Annotated in this window: 14 protein-coding genes; 4 read left to right on the top strand and 10 right to left on the bottom strand. The window is 69.3% G+C overall.

Features of this window, described 5'->3' with window-relative positions; translation table 11 throughout:
* Positions 1 to 13 precede the first annotated feature (13 nt).
* Positions 14 to 5,029 carry an NAD-glutamate dehydrogenase gene (locus F0344_RS22380; protein ID WP_185300503.1) on the bottom strand — a complete coding sequence of 1,672 codons (5,016 nt, stop codon included), beginning with the start codon at positions 5,027 to 5,029 and terminating at the stop codon, positions 14 to 16.
* A gap of 448 nt (positions 5,030 to 5,477) precedes the next feature.
* Between F0344_RS22380 and F0344_RS22375 the strand changes: the two genes are divergently transcribed.
* The gene (locus F0344_RS22375; RefSeq protein ID WP_185300502.1) at positions 5,478 to 6,044 is read left to right on the top strand and encodes a DJ-1/PfpI family protein; all 567 of its coding nucleotides are present in this window, start codon (positions 5,478 to 5,480) and stop codon (positions 6,042 to 6,044) included.
* 191 nt (positions 6,045 to 6,235) lie between these two features.
* On the opposite strand, the gene F0344_RS22370 is transcribed toward F0344_RS22375, so the two are convergent.
* Positions 6,236 to 6,907: an HAD family hydrolase gene (locus F0344_RS22370; RefSeq protein ID WP_185300501.1), complete on the bottom strand. Its 672-nt coding sequence runs from the start codon at positions 6,905 to 6,907 to the stop codon at positions 6,236 to 6,238.
* Between the two features lie 30 nt (positions 6,908 to 6,937).
* Complete coding sequence (locus tag F0344_RS22365) at positions 6,938 to 7,444, bottom strand: DUF6912 family protein (RefSeq protein WP_185300500.1); 507 nt, start codon at positions 7,442 to 7,444, stop codon at positions 6,938 to 6,940.
* Between the two features lie 277 nt (positions 7,445 to 7,721).
* Here F0344_RS22365 and F0344_RS22360 point away from each other — a divergent pair, with 277 nt between their 5' ends.
* On the top strand, positions 7,722 to 8,168 hold the full coding sequence (locus F0344_RS22360; protein ID WP_185302830.1) for an Rv3235 family protein: 447 nt from the start codon (positions 7,722 to 7,724) through the stop codon (positions 8,166 to 8,168).
* Between the two features lie 196 nt (positions 8,169 to 8,364).
* Here the strand turns inward: F0344_RS22360 and secA are convergent, their stop codons facing one another.
* Complete coding sequence (secA, locus tag F0344_RS22355; protein WP_185300499.1) at positions 8,365 to 11,199, bottom strand: preprotein translocase subunit SecA; 2,835 nt, start codon at positions 11,197 to 11,199, stop codon at positions 8,365 to 8,367.
* A 240-nt stretch (positions 11,200 to 11,439) separates the two neighbouring features.
* On the opposite strand from secA, the gene F0344_RS22350 reads away from it, so the two are divergent.
* Together F0344_RS22350 and F0344_RS22345 are read left to right on the top strand one after the other, a co-directional pair.
* Positions 11,440 to 12,015 (top strand): GNAT family N-acetyltransferase, encoded by a 576-nt coding sequence (locus tag F0344_RS22350; RefSeq protein ID WP_185300498.1) that lies wholly within the window; start codon positions 11,440 to 11,442, stop codon positions 12,013 to 12,015.
* 87 nt (positions 12,016 to 12,102) lie between these two features.
* Positions 12,103 to 13,278 (top strand): winged helix-turn-helix domain-containing protein, encoded by a 1,176-nt coding sequence (locus F0344_RS22345; RefSeq protein ID WP_185300497.1) that lies wholly within the window; start codon positions 12,103 to 12,105, stop codon positions 13,276 to 13,278.
* A 50-nt stretch (positions 13,279 to 13,328) separates the two neighbouring features.
* Here the strand turns inward: F0344_RS22345 and F0344_RS22340 are convergent, their stop codons facing one another.
* The 6 genes from F0344_RS22340 to mtrA form a co-directional block, all read right to left on the bottom strand.
* Positions 13,329 to 14,084 carry a response regulator gene (locus tag F0344_RS22340; RefSeq protein ID WP_185300496.1) on the bottom strand — a complete coding sequence of 252 codons (756 nt, stop codon included), beginning with the start codon at positions 14,082 to 14,084 and terminating at the stop codon, positions 13,329 to 13,331.
* A gap of 186 nt (positions 14,085 to 14,270) precedes the next feature.
* A complete protein-coding gene (gene hpf, locus F0344_RS22335; RefSeq protein ID WP_185302829.1) occupies positions 14,271 to 14,963 on the bottom strand; it encodes a ribosome hibernation-promoting factor, HPF/YfiA family in 693 nt (230 codons plus the stop codon).
* 328 nt (positions 14,964 to 15,291) lie between these two features.
* Positions 15,292 to 16,032: a ComF family protein gene (locus tag F0344_RS22330; protein WP_185300495.1), complete on the bottom strand. Its 741-nt coding sequence runs from the start codon at positions 16,030 to 16,032 to the stop codon at positions 15,292 to 15,294.
* 60 nt (positions 16,033 to 16,092) lie between these two features.
* Positions 16,093 to 17,913, bottom strand: coding sequence for an LpqB family beta-propeller domain-containing protein (locus F0344_RS22325; RefSeq protein WP_185302828.1), 1,821 nt, complete (start codon positions 17,911 to 17,913; stop codon positions 16,093 to 16,095).
* 34 nt (positions 17,914 to 17,947) lie between these two features.
* On the bottom strand, positions 17,948 to 19,957 hold the full coding sequence (mtrB, locus tag F0344_RS22320) for an MtrAB system histidine kinase MtrB (RefSeq protein ID WP_185300494.1): 2,010 nt from the start codon (positions 19,955 to 19,957) through the stop codon (positions 17,948 to 17,950).
* Position 19,958: 1 nt separating this feature from the next.
* Positions 19,959 to 20,648 carry a two-component system response regulator MtrA gene (gene mtrA, locus F0344_RS22315; protein ID WP_195826152.1) on the bottom strand — a complete coding sequence of 230 codons (690 nt, stop codon included), beginning with the start codon at positions 20,646 to 20,648 and terminating at the stop codon, positions 19,959 to 19,961.
* Positions 20,649 to 20,651: the final 3 nt, after the last annotated feature.

Here is a 20,651-nt window from a genome sequence, read left to right as displayed (position 1 = left end):
CCCCCGCCCCGACCTACGCGTGCGTCCGCAACAACGTCCGCATCGTCCGCATGGCCACCGACAGATTCGCCAGATCGAACGAGTCCGAGCCCTGGATCTCATCCAGCGTGGACCGGGACCGGGCCAGAATCGCCGCGTTCTTCTCCTCCCACGCCGCGAACCGCTCCTCCGGCGTCGACGACCCGTTCCCCACGGCCAGCACATCCGCCGTGAGCGCGGCATGCGCCGCGTACAGGTCCTCGCGGATGGACGCGCGGGCCATGGACTGCCAGCGGTCGGCCCGCGGCAGCTCGATGATCCGGTCCATCAGCTGGGTGATCCGCAGCCGGTCGGCCAGGTCGTAGTAGACCTCCGCGACCGCCAACGGGTCCTTGCCCGTGCGCTCCGCGATCGCCACGATGTCCAGCGCCGGGAAGGCGGAGGAGAATCCGGCGACCCGCGTCGCCAGCTCGTCCGGGACACCCACCGAGGTGAGCTCTTCCCGGATCGACTGGTACCAGTCCTGGTCCGCACCCATGAGCATCTTGGGCAGCTGGCCCCAGACCTGCTCCACCCCGTCCCGGAAGAACTCGATCGTCTCGGCGATCCGGACGGGCTGCGGCCGGTTACCGAGCAGCCAGCGCGAGCCACGCTCGACGAGGCGCCGCGAGTGCAGCCGGATACGGGTGAGGACATCCGCGTCGACCTGGTTGTCGAGCGCCTCGACGGCGTCCCACACCTCGGCCAGGCCGAAGATCTCGCGCGCCGCGGCCTGCGCCCGCACGATCTCCTCGATCGACGCTCCGGTCTCTTCCCTGAGCCGGTGCAGGAAGGTCGAACCACCGGTGTTCACCGTGTCGTTGACCAGCACCGTCGTGATGATCTCGCGACGCAGCGCGTGCCCGTCGATGGCGTCCGGGTAGCGCTCCCGCAGCTGTTGCGGGAAGTACGCGTGCACCAGCTTCTGCAGATGCGGGTCGTCCGGCAGGCTGGTGGAGATCAGCTCGTCGGCGGCCGTGATCTTGGTGTACGCGAGCAGCACGGACAACTCGGGCTGACTGAGTCCCTTGCCGGAGTTGAGGAGTTCGCGGATCTGCCGGTCGTTGGGCAGGAACTCCAGGGCGCGGTCCAGGTGCCCGTCGCGGCCCAGCCGGCGCATGAAGCGCTGCTGGGCGTGGAGCAGGGACGGCGCCTGCGCACTGGCGTTGGCGAGCGCGGTGTTCTGCGCGTAGTTGTTGCGCAGCACCAGCTGGCCGACCTCGTCGGTCATCTCGGCGAGCAGCTTGTTGCGCTGCTTGACGGTCATGTCACCGTCGCGGACGAGCCCGTTGAGCAGGATCTTGATGTTCACCTCGTGGTCGGAGGTGTCCACACCGGCGCTGTTGTCGATCGCGTCGGTGTTGATCCGGCCGCCGTTTCGGGCGAACTCGATCCGGCCGAGCTGGGTCGCACCGAGATTGCCGCCCTCACCGACGACCTTGGCCCGCAGGTCCTCGCCGTTGACCCGGATCGCGTCGTTGGCCTTGTCGCCGACGTCCGTGTTCGACTCGGAGGACGACTTGATGTACGTACCGATGCCGCCGTTCCACAGGAGGTCGACGTCGGCCTTGAGGATGTTCTGCATCAGCTCGGCGGGCGTCATCTTCGTGACCCCCGACTCGATGCCGAGCGCCTCACGGACATGGGCGTTGATCGGGATCGACTTGGCGTCGCGCGAGTGGATGCCACCGCCCGTGGACAGCAGTTCCTTGCTGTAGTCGGCCCAGGAGCTGCGCGGCAGGTCGAAGAGGCGGCGCCGCTCGGCGTACGAGGTCGCGGCGTCCGGCTTCGGGTCGATGAAGATGTGCCGGTGGTCGAAGGCCGCGACCAGCCGGATGTGCTCGGAGAGCAGCATGCCGTTGCCGAACACGTCACCGGACATGTCGCCGACGCCGACGACGGTGAAGTCCTGCGTCTGGGTGTCGTGGCCGAGTTCGCGGAAGTGCCGCTTGACGGACTCCCAGGCGCCGCGGGCCGTGATGCCCATGCCCTTGTGGTCGTAACCGGCGGAGCCGCCGGAGGCGAAGGCGTCACCGAGCCAGAAGCCGTACGCGACGGCGACGTCGTTGGCGATGTCGGAGAAGCTAGCCGTGCCCTTGTCTGCGGCGACGACGAGATAGGTGTCGTCCTCGTCGTGGCGCACGACGTCGGCGGGCGGCACGACCTCGCCGACCACCATGTTGTCGGTGATGTCGAGCAGAGCGGAGATGAACATCTTGTACGCGGCGATGCCCTCGGCCAGCCAGGCGTCACGGTCGACGGCCGGGTCCGGGAGCTGCTTGGCGACGAAGCCGCCCTTGGCGCCGACCGGCACGATGACGGTGTTCTTCACCATCTGCGCCTTGACCAGGCCGAGGATCTCCGTACGGAAGTCCTCCCGCCGGTCCGACCACCGCAGACCACCGCGGGCGACCTTGCCGAAGCGCAGGTGCACGCCTTCGACGCGCGGCGAGTACACCCAGATCTCGAACGCCGGGCGCGGCGCGGGGAGGTCCGGAATGGCCTGCGGGTCGAACTTCATCGACACGTATCCGTGCGGCCGGCCGCTCTGCGTCTTCTGGAAGAAGTTGGTGCGCAGCGTGGCCTTGATGACGGTGAGGAAGGACCGCAGGATGCGGTCCTCGTCGAGCGAGGCGACCTGGTCGAGCGCGCCGTCGAGCTCCTCCAGGAGCCCGTCGGTCAGCTCCGTGCCGGCCCGCTGCCGCTCGGGCGACATCCGCGCTTCGAAGAGGGAGATCAGCAGCCGGGTGGTGTGGACGTTGTTGAGGAGGGTGTCCTCCATGTAGTCCTGGCTGAAGGTCGACCCCGCCTGGCGCAGGTACTTCGCGTAGGCGCGCAGCACCACGGCCTGGCGCCAGTTGAGACCGGCGCGCAGCACGAGGGAGTTGAAGCCGTCGTTCTCGGCCTCACCCGTCCAGGAGGCCGAGAAGGCTTCCTGGAAGCGGTCCCGGGCGTCGTCGGCGAGGTAGTCGCCGCCAGTCTGCGGCATACGCAGCCCGAAGTCGTAGATCCAGGCGCTCGTACGGTCGGCGCAGCGCAGTTCGTACGGACGCTCGTCGACGACCTCGACGCCGAGCCTCTGGAGCACCGGGAGGACGGCCGAGAGGGAGACCTGCTCGCCGCTCCGGTAGATCTTGAAGCGTCGCTCGCGGGCGACGGCCCCGACGGGCTCGTAGAGGCTGAGCGCGAAGTCCTTCTCGCCCCGCTGGAGCGCCTCGACGTGCACCAGGTCGGCGACGGCCGCGCGCGGCGAGTGGTCGGCCTTGTAACCCTCCGGAAAGGAGTGTCCGTAGCGGCGCATCAGCTCGGCCGCGCGCTCCTCGCCGCATTCGGCGTTCAGCGCCTCCTGGAAGCCGTCGGCCCAGGAGCGGGCGGCCTCGACGAGCCGTCCCTCGATGCGGTCGGTGTCGGCGTCGGTGAGGTGCGACAGTTCCGTGCCCGGCGGGACCCGGATGACGAAGTGCAGCCGGGAGAGGATCGACTCGGTGTTCCAGGCGGTGAAGTCGACGTTGGTGCCGCCCAGCTCCTCCTTGAGGATGTCGATGAGCCGCAGGCGCACACCGGTGGTGTAGCGGTCGCGCGGCAGGTAGACGATCGCGGAGTAGTAGCGCCCGTACTCGTCCTGGCGCAGGTACAGCCGCAGTCGGCGGCGCTCCTGGAGGTAGAGCACGGAGGTGACGATGGAGCGCAGCTGGTCGGGCGGCGTCTGGAAGAGCTCGTCGCGCGGGTACGTCTCCAGGATCTGGAGCAGGTCGCGGCCGTCATGGCTGTTGTACGAGAAGCCCGCGCCCTCGAGTACCTCGGCGACCTTGCGGCGGACGACGGGCACCCGGCGCACGGACTCGGTGTACGCAGCGGAGGAGAACAGTCCGAGGAAGCGGCGCTCGCCGATGACGTTGCCGTCGGCGTCGAACCTCTTCACTCCGACGTAGTCGAGGTAGCTGGGGCGGTGCACGGTCGCCCGGCTGTTGGCCTTCGTCAGGACGAGCAGCTTGTGCTCACGGGCCTTGGCCCGGACGTCGGCGGGCAGCCGGTCGAAGGACGGGGAGACCGGGTGGGCCTCCTCGCCGGTGTGGTGCGGGTCGGCGCGCAGGATGCCGAGGCCGGTGCCGGGGACGGCGGTGAGCGAGTCGCTGTCCTGCAGTTCGTACTCGCGGTAGCCGAGGAAGGTGAAGTGGTCTGCGGCGAGCCAGCGCAGCAGCTCGCGGGCCTCGTCGACCTCTTCGTCGGCGAGGTCGTCCAGGGGCTCACCGGGAAGGTCGTCGGCGATGCGCAGAGCGGCGTCGCGCATCTTCCCCCAGTCCTCGACGGTCTCCCGTACGTCGGACAGGACACGCAGCAGGTCGGCGGTGATCTGCTTGAGGTCGGCGCGGTCGGACTCACGGTCGATCTCGACGTGGATCCAGGACTCGACGAGCGCGTCGTGCGGCAGTTCCGCCTTGTCGTCCTTGGCGCCCTTGGCGTTCTTACGGCCCTTCGGGGCCGGGCCGGCGCCGTTGACGTCGGTGAGGATCTCGATGAGCTTCCCGGTGACATCGCGGCGGACGATGATCTGCGGGTGGATCACGACATGGATGCCACGCCCCTGGCGGGACAGTTCGTTGGTGACGGAGTCGACCAGGAACGGCATGTCGTCCGTGACGACTTCGACCACGGAGTGGCTGGACGTCCAGCCGTTCTCCTCGACGGTCGGGGTGTGCACCCGGACGTTCGCCGTACCCTGGGGCCGCTCTGCGGCGAGCCGGTAGTGGGAAGAAGCAGCACCGAAGACATCGTCCGGGTCACGCCCGCTGATGTCCTCCGGAGCCGTGTGCAGGTAGTAGCGCTGGAGATAGGCGAGCAGGGCGCCCTCGCTCGGGCGCTTCCCCTGTCCGGTACCGGTCCCAGTCCCGGCAACATGCACCCGAGGGGTATGCCCTGGGCCACCGACACCACCGCCCGGGCTGTTGTCAGCTACCTCGGCGGCTCGTGCGAGCAGCTCGGCCTTGGCTTCGTCCAGCTTGGTCTGCATGTCCTCTGGCTCCTGTCGCGCGCCGTTGCGTGACGTAGGTGAAAAATACGGCGTACCGCCTCGACACGGGGTATCCGGTCCGCCTCGACGCTATGCCGCAATGAGAGATACCCGGGACCCTATTGGCCATTTCTGGCAGGCGGTCCGGGGTACGGAGAGCGCGGATCGCCCGGGCACTATGGCACTCCGGGCGCAGGCCGGGGGCTTCGCTGCCCCCGAGGCGTATCGCGCTGATCACGGCACCAGGCTATCGTCCTTGCCCCCGTCACCGTCATGAGCCGTATGTGTACAAAAGATGGGTCCCAACTTTGACACTTTGGACAGTGCGTCGTGCCGTCCTGGCGAACCGTGTGCCAACCGGCAGGCTGTCCGGGTCGCACGGCATCCGCCTTCCGGCACCTGCCCTGCGGCGCCCCTTCGACACCCTTCGACGTGTGGGAGCCCAGTCATGGCAGCGAAGATCCTGATCATCACCGGCGACGCGGCCGAGTCCCTCGAGGTCCTCTACCCGTACCAGCGGCTGCGCGAGGAGGGGTACGAGGTCGACATCGCGGCCCCCGAACGCAAGACGCTCCGCTTCGTGGTCCACGATTTCGAGCCCGGCTTCGACACGTACACCGAGAAGCCCGGCTACACCTGGCCCGCCGACCTCGCCTTCGCGGACGTCGACCCCGGCTTCTACGTGGCCCTGGTGATCCCGGGCGGCCGGGCCCCCGAGTATCTGCGCAACGACGCCGAGCTCCGCAAGATCGTCCAGGCGTTCTTCGACTCCGACCGGCCGGTCGCCCAGATCTGTCACGGTCCGCTGATCACCGCGGCCACGGGTGTCCTGTCCGGCCGCGAAGTCACCGCGTACCCCGCGCTGGAACCGGACATGCGAACGGCCGGCGCGGTGTTCCACGACACCGAAGCGGTCGTGGACGGCGCCCTCGTCTCCTCCCGCGCCTGGCCGGACCACTCGGCCTGGATGCGCGCGTTCCTGAAAGTGCTCCGCACCACAGCCCCCCAGCCCTGACACTCACGCACCTCGGCAGATCAAGCCGTCCGGCGACCGAGGACGGGCCGAGCCGCGATCATCCCGACCGCCAGGGACAGAGCGCGGCCAGGATCAAGCCCGTCCGGCGATTGAGGATGAAGCGAGGCCGCAAGGCCACGCATCCCTGACCGACCCCGAGCCCGAGCCCGAAGCCAGGCCCCCGCCCCCACTCACCCCATCATCCGCTCCGCGAGCGACACCGCCTCGCTCAGGCTGTCCACCACAGGCACCCCAGCCGCCTCCAGGCTGGCCCTGCTGTGCGACCCGCCGGTATAGAGCACCGCCCGCGCACCCACATGCGCCGCCGCCACCGCGTCGTCCACCGCGTCGCCGATGACCACCGACCGCTGCGGGGATATCCCGTCCAGAGCGGCGAAGTGCCGCTCCATGTGCAGCGCCTTGCTGCCCCCCGACGGCCCCGTGCGGCCGTCGACCCGCACGAAGTGCGGCTCGATGCCGTACCCCCGCACCACGGGAACCAGCTCCTCGTGTCCGTACATGCTCAGCAGGGACTGGCTGCGCCCCGCCAGCCGCCACTGCGACAGCAGATCCTCGACGCCCTGGGTGAGCCGGCAGCCGACCCGCTGCTCGGTGTAGTGGCGATGGAAGATGCCGTCCATCCGCTCCCACTCCGCCTCGGTGGGCAGCCGCCCGAGCAGCCGCTCGTAGAAGCGGGGAATCGGCACGCAGTACATCTCGCGGTACTGCTCCAGCGTGACCGGCGCGAGGTCGACCTCGGCGAACGCGGCGTTCGCCGCACCGATGACGGCCGTGATGTCGTCGAGCAGCGTGCCGTTCCAGTCCCAGACCAGATGTACTTCGTGATTCCCTGACGTCGCCATGCGGAAGAAAGTACCTGCCGGGTCCGACAGTCAGCCGATCAGGTTCGGGATCTCCTGGATGCCGAACCACAGCAGCTCGTGGTCCTCGGCCCCGTCCACCGTGAACTGTGCGTCGTCGTCACCGAGGTCCGCCGCTCCCAGCGCCGCCGCGGCGGCCGCCACGTCCTTCTCGGCGTCGTCGGCGTCCACGTGCACGGCCGCGGCCTTGGCCAGCGCCACGGCGCCCGCGATCCGCACCTCGCCGAGCGAGGCGCCGTCCAGGCCGTGACCGGGGTCGGCGACCGCCGTCCCGTCCGGTACGTCGACCGCGACGACGACCCTGCGCCGGGGCTCGTCGGGGCTCCCGGCGATCACGCGCAGCGAAGCGGAAGCGGCCCGGCTGAGCGCCGCGTACTCCAGTTCCTCGATGTCGTCGGAGACGTACCACTCACGCAGTGCCGGGGTCACCGCATAAGCGGTCAGTGGCCCAGGCCCGACTTCGCCCGCCCTGTGCGCCGCAGCGAGACCGGAGAGGGTCAGGGGGACGTACACACGCATGGCTGGCCGCTTTCGTAGTCGGAGACGTTCCCAGGATACGTGGGAGGTCCCTCGTTGGGGTCCTTGAGCAGCCCCCGTTCGTCCACCCCGCAACGGCCCCTCACCCTCACCGTGCCCTTGCGGCACAGGCCCCGACACCCGGATAGGTGATCTCCGGGCATCCGGGCCGGGTCGCTTTCCCGGCTTGCGGCGCCACCCGACTCCCCCGTAGAAGATCCGCAACAGAAGTTACTGCCCGGTATTCCTCCGGGCACGGAACAGCACGGGGGCGATGAGCATGAGCATGGACAAGACCAGGCCCGCCGCACGACGCGATCAGCGGAGGCCCGGAACCGTACCCCCGCAGCAGGTCCGGCAACGGACCGCGCGGCACCCCCACCCGCACCAGTGGTTCGCCGAACGCCTGCTCGCCGTCCTCAGCGGCCGGCGCCCGGTGCACTGGATGCTCGGTCACACCATCGGCGAGGCGTACGACCAGCTCGCCGAGCTCGCACCCAGCAGCCCGTTCGGCGCGGAAGGCGTCCGGCCGGTCCTGCGGCACTGCCACGGCGCCCAGCCCGCCACCGGGGTCGTCGAGGCCTTCGCCAGCATCGCCGCGGGCGACCGGGTCCGCGCCATGGCCTTCCGCCTGGAACGGGGCACCGACCTCCGCTGGCGCTGCGCGGCGGTGGAACTCGGCGGCGAGCCCGTCCCGCACGCGAGGCCCACCCCCCACGGCCGCTGATCGGAGCAGGAAGCCGATGAGCGGAAACCGCACGACGGACCCCGTGACCCACCGCGCCACAGACCCCGCGGCGGGCGCCACGAAGGACCCCGCGACACGGAAACGGCTGGGGCCGGACACCCGGAAGGTGCCCGGCCCCAGCCGTGCGGCGGACGGCGGCGATACCCCGGTACCGCCGCGCCCTCGACGCCGCGTGCTACTTCTTGCGACGACGGCCGCCGCCGCCACCGGTGCTGCCGCCCTTCTGCGCCTTGCGGCGCTCGGCACGCGTCATGCCGTCCGCCTCGGAGCGCGCACTGTCGCCGTTGGTGAAGTCGCCCTCGACGACACCGCCCTCGCCGTCCACCGTGGGAGCGGAGAAGTGCAGCCGGTCGGGCCGCTGCGGCGCGTCCAGGCCCTTGGCCCGGATCTCCGGACGGGAGACCGCCGCGACGGGCGCCCCGTCCTTGGAGAGCGAGGTCCGCTCGGCGGCGTCCTGCACCGGGACCTCCTCGACCTGCTGCTCGACCTGGACCTCCAGGTTGAACAGGTAGCCGACGGACTCCTCCTTGATCCCCTCCATCATGGCGTTGAACATGTCGAAGCCCTCGCGCTGGTACTCGACCAGCGGGTCCTTCTGCGCCATGGCCCGCAGACCGATGCCCTCCTGGAGATAGTCCATCTCGTAGAGGTGCTCACGCCACTTGCGGTCCAGGACGGACAGCACCACGCGACGCTCCAGCTCGCGCATGATGTCCGAGCCGAGAGTCTTCTCCCGCTCCTCGTACTGCTCGTGGATGTCGTCCTTGACGGACTGGGCGATGAACTCCGCGGTGACCCCGGCCAGATCCCCGGCGGCCTCCTCCAGCTCCTCGACCGTGACCTTCACCGGGTAGAGCTGCTTGAACGCGCCCCACAGCCGGTCCAGGTCCCACTCCTCGGCGAAGCCCTCGGCGGTCTCCTGCCGGATGTAGTCGTCGATCGTGTCGTCCATGAAGTGACGGATCTGGTCCTGCAGGTCCTCGCCCTCCAGGACGCGGCGGCGCTCCCCGTAGATGACCTCGCGCTGCCGGTTGAGCACCTCGTCGTACTTCAGGACGTTCTTACGCGTCTCGAAGTTCTGCTGCTCGACCTGCGACTGTGCCGACGCGATCGCCCGGGTCACCATCTTGTTCTCGATCGGCACGTCGTCCGGCACGTTGGCCATCGACATCACGCGCTCGACCATCTGCGCCTTGAACAGCCGCATCAGGTCGTCGCCCAGCGACAGGTAGAAGCGGGACTCGCCCGGGTCACCCTGACGGCCGGAACGGCCGCGCAGCTGGTTGTCGATACGCCGCGACTCGTGCCGCTCCGTGCCGAGCACATACAGCCCGCCGAGGTCCTTGACCTCTTCGAACTCGGCCTTCACCGCGAGCTCGGCCTTCTCCAGCGCCGCGGGCAGTGCCGCCGCCCACTCCTCGACGTGCTCGACCGGGTCGAGTCCGCGCTGGCGCAGCTCCGCCTCGGCGAGGTCGTCGGGGTTGCCGCCGAGCTTGATGTCGGTGCCTCGGCCGGCCATGTTCGTCGCGACCGTGACAGCGCCCTTGCGGCCGGCCTGGGCGACGATCGTCGCCTCACGGTCGTGCTGCTTGGCGTTGAGCACCTCGTGCTGGACCCCGCGCTTGGAGAGCTGCTGCGAGAGGTACTCGGACTTCTCGACCGAGGTGGTGCCGACCAGGATCGGCTGGCCCTTCTCGTGCTTCTCGGCGATGTCGTCGACCACGGCGGCGAACTTCGCGACCTCGGTGCGGTAGATCAGGTCCGACTGGTCGGCCCGGACCATCGGCCGGTTCGTCGGGATCGGCACGACGCCCAGCTTGTAGATCTGGTGGAACTCGGCGGCCTCGGTCATCGCCGTACCGGTCATGCCGGAGAGCTTGCCGTAGAGGCGGAAGAAGTTCTGGAGGGTGATCGTGGCGAGCGTCTGGTTCTCGTCCTTGATGTCCACCCCTTCCTTCGCCTCGATGGCCTGGTGCATGCCCTCGTTGTACCGGCGGCCGGCGAGCATACGGCCGGTGTGCTCGTCGACGATCATGACTTCGCCGTCGACGACGACGTAGTCCTTGTCCTTCTTGAAGAGTTCCTTGGCCTTGATCGCGTTGTTGAGGTAACCGACGAGCGGTGTGTTCACCGACTCGTAGAGGTTGTCGATACCGAGCCAGTCCTCGACCTTCGCGACACCGGACTCATGGATGGCCACGGTGCGCTTCTTCTCGTCGACCTCGTAGTCGCCGGTCTCCTCGACGCCCTTCAGCGGGTTGCCCGCCTCACCCCTGGTGAGGCGCGTCACCAGCTTGGCGAAGTCGCCGTACCACTTGGTGGCCTGGTCGGCCGGGCCGGAGATGATCAGCGGCGTACGGGCCTCGTCGACCAGGATGGAGTCGACCTCGTCGACGATGGCGAAGTTGTGGCCGCGCTGGACGAGCTCGTCCTGGGACCACGCCATGTTGTCGCGGAGGTAGTCGAAGCCGAACTCGTTGTTGGTGCCGTACGTGATGTCGTAGGCGTACTGCTCACGGCGCTGGGCCGGAGTCATGTTCGCGACGATGCAGCCGACGGACAGGCCGAGGAACTTGTGGACCCGGCCCATCATCTCGGAGTCACGCTCGGCCAGGTAGTCATTGACCGTGATCAGATGAACACCCTTGCCGGAGAGCGCGTTGAGATACGCGGGCAGGGTGCCGACGAGGGTCTTGCCCTCACCGGTCTTCATCTCGGCGACGTAGCCGAGGTGCAGGGCGGCTCCGCCCATCATCTGTACGTCGTAGTGGCGCTGTCCGAGGACGCGCTTGGCCGCCTCACGGACGGTCGCGAACGCTTCGGGAAGCAGGTCGTCCAGGCTCTCGCCGTCCGCGTACCGTTCCTTGTACTCGTCGGTGAGCGCCCGCAGCTCGGCGTCGGAGAGGTTGACGAAGTCCTCTTCGATGGAGCTGACCTGGTCCGCGATGCGGTGCAGTTTGCGCAGGATCTTGCCTTCGCCTGCACGCATGAGCTTGTTGAAGACGGACACTGAGGCTGGTCTCCTTGCCGGTCGGGCCTGGCACTGGGTCGTGTAATGGACTCTGGCGCGGGCACGGCAGGTGGGCCCCACCGCAACGGCCATCGTAAGCGAGGACCCCACCGCGTCGGGAGGGCTGCTGCCGCGTGGACCTCGCCGCACCCTCACAGAACAACGGACGGAAGGCCACTAAGGTGCCGGGATGCGGCAAAAACGCTCGCACAAGTGGCCGCTCCTCACCACAATCCCTCCATGGAGCCGATCACTCTCACCACCGAACGCCTCGTCCTGCGTCCCTTCGCACCGGACGACGCGGACGGCGTCCACACGGCCTGCCAGGACCATGACATCCAGCGCTGGACGGTGGCCCCTTCCCCGTACGCGAGATCCGACGCGGAGATCTTCACGGCCGCGCTGTCGCCCAGGGGCTGGCAGGACGACTCGATGTACAACTTCGCGGTGGTGCTGCGGGACAGCGGCCTGCTCGTCGGCGCCCTCGGCGTCAACCAGCGTGTTCTGCCCGGGACGTACGAGGTGGGCTTCTGGACCGGCAAGGAACACCGGGGCCGCGGCTACATGACGGAGGCCGTGCTGGCGTCCGCCCACTGGTCGTTCACCTCCCTCGGCGCGGACCGGCTGGAGTGGCGGGCCGAGGTCGGCAACACCCCCTCGCGGTCGGTCGCCCGACGGGCCGGCTTCCGGATGGAGGGCGAGCAGCGGTCGGCGCTGCTGAACAAGGGCGTACGCCGCGATGTCTGGATCGGCGCCCTGCTGCCCTCGGACCTGGGCCTGCCCGGCAGCCACCCGTATGTACCGGCGCCCCGCTGATGTACCCGCGCCCCGCTGACCACCGGATACGGATGCCTTTCGCTCATCCGGGCCCGGCTGTCAGTGCACCGCTCTAGGGTTCGGTCCATGACGCCCGTACCGCTTCCCACCGTGGAGCTCTCCGCCGACCAGGCCCGCCGGATCGCCCTGCGCGCACAGGGTTTCCTGGGCGCCCCGGACCGCCGGGCAGGCGTGCCGGGCGTGCTGCGCCACCTCGGAGCCGTACAGCTCGACACGATCTCGGTGCTGGCCAGATCGCACGAACTCGTCCCGTACGCCCGTCTCGGTGCCGTCGACCGTCGCACCGTCGAGGAGGCGTACTGGTCGGGCGGCCGGTCCTTCGAGTACTGGTCGCACGCCGCCTGCGTCCTGCCGGTCGAGGAGTGGCCCCACTTCGCGTTCCGCCGCCGCGCCTACCGCGCCCGTCCGCACTGGTACCAGGACCTGCCCGACGGGGCGTACGAGACGGTGATCAAGCAGCTGCGCACGGAGGGCCCGCTGACCGCCACGGAACTGGGCGGCGCGAAGAACGGCGGCGAGTGGTGGGACTGGTCCGCCTCGAAGGTGGCCGTCGAGCGGGCGCTGATGCACGGCGAGGTGGTCTGCGCCGAGCGGCGCGGCTGGAAGCGCGTCTACGATCTCGCCGAGCGTGCCATCCCGGACGCCCTCCTCCACGACGACCTCGACGACGCGGAGTGCCACCGCCGACTGGTGGCCCTGGCGGGCCGGTCGCTGGGAGTCGGCACCCGGACCGACATCGCGGACTACCACCGGCTCAAGGGCGAGCAGTTCGACGCCGTGGTGGCCGACTCGGGTCTGGTGCCGGTATCGGTGGAGGGCTGGACCAAGCCGGCCTGGGCCGACCCGGAGGCGCTGGCATCGGAGCCACGCGGACGGCACCGCACGACGCTGCTCTCACCCTTCGACTCGCTGATCTGGGAACGGGCACGCACGGAGCGGATTTTCGGTTTCACCCACCGCCTGGAGGCGTACGTCCCCAAGCCGAAGCGGGTCCATGGGTACTTCGCGATGCCGCTGCTGGCCGGAGGCAGGCTTCAGGGCCGGGTCGACCCGGCCCGTGAGGGGTCGACGCTGGTCGCCAGGCAGGTGTCCCTCCTGAGCCGGAAGGCCGTGACGCCGATGGCCCAGGCCCTGGTGGAAGCGGCGTCCTGGGTCGGCTGCACGAACGTCCGGCTGGAGCGCGTCGATGCCCCGGAGCTGCGCGAGCCGCTCATGGCGGAAATCGCCCGCGCTCTCGCCTGAGCGGATTACCTCGCGGCGTTCCCTGTCGCGTTCCCCCGCCCCGTTTCCCGCTACCGGATCTCGAGGATCTTCTCCCGCATGGCATAGACCACGGCTTCCATCCGGGAGTGGAGCTGCAGCTTCTCCAGGATATTGCGGACGTGGTTCTTCACCGTGTTCTCGGAAATGAACAACGCCTTCGCGATATCGCGATTGTTCATGCCCGTTGCAACGAGTTTGAGGACTTCCAGCTCACGCTCCGTGAGCCGCGGTGCCGGGACGAGTCTGCGCTCATCGGTGCGCTGGATCATCGATTTGAACTCGGTCAGGAGTTTCGACGCCATCGACGGGCTGATCTGGGACTGGCCGTCGGCCACCGCCCGGATCGCCGTGGCCACCTCGTCGGTGGAGATCTCCTTGAGGAGATATCCGGTCGCGCCCGCCTTGATGGCGTCGTAGAGATCGGCCTCCTCGTCGCTGATCGTCAGCATGATGATCTTCGCGCTGGGAGCCACCTCCTTGATGGAGGTGCACGCCTCGATACCGCCGCGCTTGGGCATCCGCACGTCCATCAGCACGATGTCGGGCAGCAGATCGGCCGCCTTGTCCACGGCTTCCGCCCCGTCGCCGGCCTCGCCGACGACCTGGATGTCCTCTTCCTGCGCGAGGACGATCTCGAGACCTCTGCGGAAGAGCGCGTGGTCGTCGACCACAAGAACCCGGATGGGCTCCTTACGGGAGCCACTGCCGTTGTCCGCGTCGGAGCCCGCACCGGTCGCACCGTAGGCGTCATTCGCATCGCGCACGGGCCCGAAGGTGTTCGCCATCGTTGCTCCCCCTGAAGGCCGCGGCCTGTCGTCCACAAACTGTCCGCCAACAGCAGCTCGTGGAGCCCCGGTTGGCCTGGGACGCCATGCTTTCATGCCTGGACGCCGGAACGGTGATCCAGTTGCCGCACACGGGTGCCCCTGGGGGCGCACAGACGCTCCAGGGGCACCGCGGCATTGCTGACGTCAGCCGCCGAGCGCACCGCCCGCGCCGCCTGCTTCGTCAGCGGCGAGCGGGTCCGTCACCAGGCGGATGACACCGTAGTCGTAGGCGTGCCGCCGATAGACGACACTGGGTTCCTTGCTCTCCGAGTCGACGAACAAGTAGAAGTCGTGCCCGACCAGCTCCATCTCGTAGAGCGCCTGGTCGAGCGCCATGGGTGCCGCGACGTGCGTCTTCTCGCGCATCACCAGCGGCCCCTCACCCTGTACCTCGAGCGAGCCGATCTTGGTGGTGGGCACACTGCCCGTCGACGCCTCGTCGGCGACCAGTTCACCGTTCCCGTTGAACGACGCGACGCCCGCCACGGTCTCTCCGACCTCGGCAGCGGACAGCCGACCCGCACCACGGCGGCTGTAGCGCTTGTCGTGCTGCTTGCGCAGCCGCGCCTCCAACTTGCCCGTGGCCAGGTCCAGCGCCGCGTACGGGTCGCCCGCGGCCGCTTCCGCCCGGATGACAGGCCCGCGGGAGCGGAGCGTGATCTCCACCCGATCGGAACGGTCGGCCTGACGGGGATTCGGCTCCTTGGACACCTCGACGTCCAGGCTGATCACCTTGCCGTCGAAGTTCTGGATCTTGTCCAGCTTCAACTTCTCGGCCACGTGCTTGCGGAACCGCTCGGGCACCTCGGTCTTGCGGCCCTTGACGACGATGTCCACGCAGAACTCCGTTCCCGGATCGCTCCGCTTCAACGGCGGAGCATTTCCCTTTTTGCACCAGGCTCCGGTCTGGCCGGAACCTCGGACTCGGCGGCTCTCACCCCTCCTCCCCCGCCGGCGCGGTCTCCACCCCACCGGTTCCATCGTTTCTGGACTACCGATGAGTCACTTGCCCGAAACCTGATGGTGCATTCGTCGAGGTCTGGCATTCACCATTCCTCACAACCGAACATAGCCTGCCCGGCCCGGTCTCGGCACCCGCTACCGGCACGTACCTCCGTTCAGGTTCATTTGCCTACTCACTAGCTGCAACGACGCAACTTCTGCGTCAGTTCCGGTTTATTTCAAAAGCGGACGGAGAGGCTGAGACAACCGCGGCTCGCAGGCCCTGCTCCCCGGTGTTCCTCCAGCGTGCACCGGCATCCGCCACGGCGCCTGCGCGGACCGCGCGTGCCGCCTCGGCCAGCGAGGCTCCGGTCGTCATCAGGTCGTCGACCAGCACCACCGGGCCGCCCGCGAGAAGTCGCCCGGCGCCGCCCGCCACTTCGAGCGCCCCGGCCAGATTCGCCCGCCGCTGTCCGGCCCCGAGCCCTGACTGGTCCGCCACGGCCCGCCGCTGCCGGAGCACCGCGAGCACCCCGGCCGGCGTCCCCGTGCGCCGCAGCTCCGCCGCTGCCGCAAGGGCGATACGCCGCGCCGGATCATGCCCCCGCGCGGCAGTGGAACGCCGCGCCGACGGTACGGGCACGAGCAGGAGCGGCCCCGCCCCGCACACCGGCCCCGCCCCGGCCCGCACAGCGCCCGCCAGAGCGCTGCCGAGCACGCCGACGAGCCCCAGTGCGCCTCGCTCCTTGTGGGCCAGCAGCATCGCCCGTACCGCGTTCTCGTACGGCGCCGCGGCACGCACCGACGGCAGTCCCTCGGGTTCGGGCACCGGTCTCACCGTGCGCGGCCCCGCGCCGAGCAGCGCGGCCCCGCACTCCGCGCAAAGGTCCGTACGCGGCCTGCCGCAGCCGCCACAGGCCACCGGCAGGACCAGTCCGGCGAATTCCCGCCACCATCCCCGCATCCCGACACTCTGCAGGGGGCGGCCGAAACCGGCCACCCCCTGTGGAAAACTCCGGCCGCCTCAGCCCGGGTAGACCAGGGAGGAGCCCGCCTTGATCACCGTCTGCCAGTTGTCGCCCGGAGACAGCTTCACGATGCCGTCGTCCTCGGTCTCCGCCATCAGGGGAAGCTGTTCGTCGTCCGCCGCCGCGACCGCCGTCACCTGGTTCACCCCGGGCAGCACACCGGAGGACGAGGTCGAGCCGTCCGCCTGCACATAACGCACCTGCTGCACACCCCCCTCCTCCTTGCCGACCACCACAAGGCGGCTGCGGCCGGACCAGGAAATCGCCGACACGTCCGTGAGCTGCGGCGCCGCCTGGCGCAGGTCCTCCACGGAGACCTGCGGCCGCTCCGCCGGGCCACGGCGCTGCACCCGCCCGATCTTGAGCGTCGTGTGCCCGTCCTTCGACAGGAGCAGCGCGATCCGCACCCCGTCGGCCGACATCCGCAGGGCCTCGATCCGCCCGCCGTTCAGGCTCGGCACGGTGACCTCCTGCGGCGTGCCCTCGCCGCCGACCAGGCGCAGCAGCCTGGGTCCCGCCCGGTCCCGGTCGGCCACCCAGAGGTCGCCCAGACCGTCCCAGCTCGGAGCCGAGAGCCGGTCTTCGGGCTTCTTCGCCCTGCTCGTCACGACGGGTTCGGCGAGTTCGCCGTCCGAGACGAGGGAGGAGACGTAGAGGTCCTGATGGTTCGCGGAGACACCCGCCGCCAACTGCTCGTCGCGGGCCACTCCGACCGTGCTCATCGGCACCGTCCCACTGCCGAGCGGTCCGGTCACGGGTTCGGGGTCGCCGGTGCCCTTGCTGTTCCCCGGTATCCGTTCCACCTGCCCCTTGGCGTCGACGAAGTACTGGCTGTCCGGCGCACCGGACCCACTGTCGGGGGCGAACTCCACCGCCTCGTCCGCGCCCAGCGAACACAGCTGGCCCCGGTCGCCGCGCAGCTCCACCTGTTCCACTCGCGCGGACGTCAGGTCCCGCAAGGTGAAGAAGACCTGAGCGGCCATCATCCGACAGGCCGTCCGGCCGACCTTGTCCGCCTTCCGGTTGAGCGGGACCTTCAGGACGTTCTGGTCGTCGGGCGCCAGGGATGTGACGCCCTTCTTGAGCGCCGTGCCGATGGGGAAGCGGGAATCGGCGACGGGCCGCAACCAGTTCGTCGGCCCCCCGAGCAGGGCCCGGACGGTCTGCGTCGCGGTGTCCATCCGGGTGACGGGGTCCGTCCGGTTCCGTACGTAGACGGGGTCGGCCACCAGCGTGGAACGGCCGTTCGTCAGGCCCGTGGCGAAGTAGTACTTGTTGACGGACCGGTAGAGCCGCCTGAAGTCCGACTGTCCGAGCACCAGGCCGTCCGGCACGATGTCGATCCGCCACTCCCGCTTGCCGTCGGCCCGCTTCTCCTGCACCAGATGGAGGGTCTGGGAGTAGTCGGTGGGGGCGAGCGGTTGGTAGGAGCTCTGCGCGTCCACCGCGGCGACCTGCTCGCCGGTCAGCGTGTAGGCGCCTTCCGTGCGCTTGCGGTCCTTGTCGCCGAGGGAGGGGCCGTTCCGGTTGGGCGCCTTGGCGAGCACCGTGGTGCCCGCGCTCGGCTTCCAGGTACGGGCCGCTTCCTCGGTCAGGTACTTGCGGGTCGTCATGAACTCGGGGTCGTCACTGGTCATCGACTCCAGGAAGCCGTCGACCACCTCGATGGGGGTGGCGCCTTCCCTGGGCGGCACCGCGTACACCTGCACCTGGGAGTCGCCCGGCTGCGAGGCGTCGACCGGCTTCACATCCCCGGTGACCGGCATGGAGGCGCATCCGGCCAGCACCACCACGCCGCAGCAGAGCAGCGCGGACATCCGCACCGCGCGTCCATGGCCGCCCTTCAGACGGTCAGTGTCCACGAGTCGTGTCCTCCCGGTCCGGGTTCTGCGCTTCGTAGTCGGCGCCGCCGCGAGGCCGGTCCCCGGCCTGACGCGCCACCACGCGTGCGCCATTGCCCGGCAGCGCGGCGGGATGGACGGACGCCGGCGCGGTGCGCGGCGCCACAGGGGCACGCGCGGGCACCGCCAGCTGCGAACGTTCCGAGGAACCCGGCTGGTTCGGTACGGCCATCAGCCGGTGGTCGCTCACGGTCACCGGGCTGGCCTCGGCGCGCTCCCGATTCTCCCGGTTGCGCCGCGAGTCCTCCGGCTCCAGCGGTATCGGTGAACCCCGCAGCGGCTCGTCCGCCGTACGCGGCAGCGTGAGCCGGAACTGAGAACCTCCACCGGGCTCACCCCATGCCTGGAGCCAGCCGCCGTGCAGCCTGGCGTCCTCCACGGCGATCGAGAGCCCGAGGCCGGTGCCACCGGTCGTACGGGCCCGTGCCGGGTCGGCCCGCCAGAAGCGGTTGAAGACCCGGGTCGCCTCGCCTGGCTTGAGTCCCACGCCGTAGTCGCGGACCGCCACGGCCACCGCGCCCTGGGCCACACCGAGCCGTACGACGACGTCCCGGCCCTCGCCGTGCTCGACGGCGTTCACCACAAGGTTGCGCAGCACCCGCTCGACACGGCGGGCATCGGCTTCCGCGATCACCGGCTGTTCGTCGCCGACCACCCGGATCCTGGTCCCCTTGCACTCGGCAAGCGGCTCCGCGCCGCCGATCACCCGCCGCACGACCGCACGCAGATCTATGGGCTCGGCTTCCAGCGCCGCGGCGCCCGCGTCGAACCGGCTGATCTCCAGGAGATCGGAGAGGAGCGACTCGAAACGGTCCAGCTGGTCCCCGAGCAGTTCCGCGGAGCGTGCGGTGACGGGATCGAAGTCGGCGCGCGCCTCGTGGATGACATCAGCGGCCATCCGCACGGTGGTCAGCGGCGTCCGCAGTTCGTGCGAGACGTCCGAGACGAAGCGCCGCTGCATGCGCGAGAGCTCCTCGAGCTGCTGGATCTTCAGCTGAAGGCTCTGCGCCATCTTGTTGAACGCTTCACCGAGTCTGGCGATGTCGTCCTCGCCGGTGACCTTCATACGTTCCTGGAGCCTGCCTGCGGAGAGCCGCTCGGCGATGCCCGCGGCCATGCGTACGGGCGTGACGACCTGCCGCACCACGAACCAGGCGATCGCCCCGAGAAGCACCACGACGAAGAGCCCTGCCGTCGCCAGCGTCGTCATGACCAGGCTCAGGGACTTCTCCTCCTGCGTCAGCGGGAAGAGGTAGTACAGCTCGTACGGATTGTGGTCGATGTCGTAGAGCCGCTTGCCCACGACCAGACCGGACTGCGACTCCTTACCGTACGAGTACCGGATCAGGGAGTAGGTCTGAAAGGCCCCGGGCCCCTCGTTCACGTCGTCCCGCAGTCGTTGCGGGACGCTGGCGGCGTCGACGCTGCCCGAACCGCGCGGCGCGCGGCTGGACGCGCCCCCCGCGCCGGACTCGGCGCTGAGCGCGACCACGTTGAAGGCGTTCTTGCCACCGCTGGCGAGCTGGTCGACGAGCTCCGTACGCCAGGACGTGTTGGCGGTGACGCCGTCCGCAGCGTCCTGTCCCCGGTCACCCGGGACGAGCGGTTCGTTCGCCTTCTCCTGGGCAGCGGCGAAACCACCGGCGGCCTGCGTCTGGGCAGCCTTGGCCTTCGCTTCGAGCAGGCCGTTGCGGACCTGCCCGATCACGACGAAGCCCAGCAGCAGCACCACGCCGATCGACATCAGCAGGGTGCCGGCGACGACGCGCAGCTGAAGGTTGCGCCGCCACAGCCGCACAGCGGGCAGCACCGGACGCCGCACCCACCGCATCAGCAGACGGGGCACAGGTCCGCCCTGCAGGAGACGGCCCGCCCGGGAAGACTTCCGCCCAGGACCGGCAGCCCGCTCCATACGGACTCCCGGCTCCCCGGGTTTCGGAGCAGCGCTGCCCAGGGTCATGTCAGCTCGGTCCGGCCTTGTAACCGACGCCTCGGACGGTCACGACGATTTCCGGCCGCTCCGGGTCCTTCTCGACCTTGGAACGGAGCCGCTGGACGTGAACGTTCACCAGACGGGTATCGGCGGCGTGGCGATAGCCCCACACCTGCTCGAGCAGCACCTCACGGGTGAAGACCTGCCACGGCTTACGGGCGAGCGCGACCAGCAGGTCGAACTCCAGCGGGGTCAGCGCGATGGACTGACCCTCCCGCTTCACCGAATGACCGGCCACGTCGATGACCAGGTCACCGATGGCCAGCTGTTCCGGCGCAGGCTCTTCGGACCTCCGCAAACGCGCCCTGATCCGGGCAACCAACTCCTTCGGTTTGAACGGCTTGACGATGTAGTCGTCGGCCCCGGATTCCAGGCCCACCACTACATCGACCGTGTCGCTCTTGGCAGTGAGCATGACGATCGGCACACCTGACTCGGCCCTGATCAGCCTGCAGACCTCGATGCCGTCCCTACCGGGCAGCATGAGATCCAGCAGAACCAGGTCCGGCTTCGCCTCACGAAATGCAGCAAGTGCCCTGTCACCGTCCGCTACGAACGACGGCTCGAAACCTTCTCCACGCAGCACAATCCCGAGCATCTCGGCCAGTGCGGTGTCGTCGTCGACGACAAGGACGCGTCCCTTCATAAACGACATCATCCC

The sequence above is a fragment of the Streptomyces finlayi genome (assembly GCF_014216315.1).
GTDB lineage: Bacteria > Actinomycetota > Actinomycetes > Streptomycetales > Streptomycetaceae > Streptomyces > Streptomyces finlayi_A.
This window is presented reverse-complemented; position numbering and strand designations above follow the sequence as displayed.

What these genes read in the sequence shown, in the direction of transcription:
- F0344_RS22380 (WP_185300503.1), bottom strand. Translation starts at nt 5,029, where the DNA reads ATGCAGACCAAGCTGGACGAAGCCAAGGCCGAGCTGCTCGCACGAGCC.
- F0344_RS22360 (WP_185302830.1), top strand. Translation starts at nt 7,722, where the DNA reads ATGAGCATGGACAAGACCAGGCCCGCCGCACGACGCGATCAGCGGAGG.
- mtrA (WP_195826152.1), bottom strand. Translation starts at nt 20,648, where the DNA reads ATGATGTCGTTTATGAAGGGACGCGTCCTTGTCGTCGACGACGACACC.
- F0344_RS22370 (WP_185300501.1), bottom strand. Translation starts at nt 6,907, where the DNA reads ATGGCGACGTCAGGGAATCACGAAGTACATCTGGTCTGGGACTGGAAC.
- mtrB (WP_185300494.1), bottom strand. Translation starts at nt 19,957, where the DNA reads ATGACCCTGGGCAGCGCTGCTCCGAAACCCGGGGAGCCGGGAGTCCGT.
- F0344_RS22340 (WP_185300496.1), bottom strand. Translation starts at nt 14,084, where the DNA reads ATGGCGAACACCTTCGGGCCCGTGCGCGATGCGAATGACGCCTACGGT.
- F0344_RS22330 (WP_185300495.1), bottom strand. Translation starts at nt 16,032, where the DNA reads ATGCGGGGATGGTGGCGGGAATTCGCCGGACTGGTCCTGCCGGTGGCC.
- F0344_RS22325 (WP_185302828.1), bottom strand. Translation starts at nt 17,913, where the DNA reads ATGTCCGCGCTGCTCTGCTGCGGCGTGGTGGTGCTGGCCGGATGCGCC.
- F0344_RS22345 (WP_185300497.1), top strand. Translation starts at nt 12,103, where the DNA reads ATGACGCCCGTACCGCTTCCCACCGTGGAGCTCTCCGCCGACCAGGCC.
- F0344_RS22375 (WP_185300502.1), top strand. Translation starts at nt 5,478, where the DNA reads ATGGCAGCGAAGATCCTGATCATCACCGGCGACGCGGCCGAGTCCCTC.
- F0344_RS22365 (WP_185300500.1), bottom strand. Translation starts at nt 7,444, where the DNA reads ATGCGTGTGTACGTCCCCCTGACCCTCTCCGGTCTCGCTGCGGCGCAC.
- F0344_RS22350 (WP_185300498.1), top strand. Translation starts at nt 11,440, where the DNA reads ATGGAGCCGATCACTCTCACCACCGAACGCCTCGTCCTGCGTCCCTTC.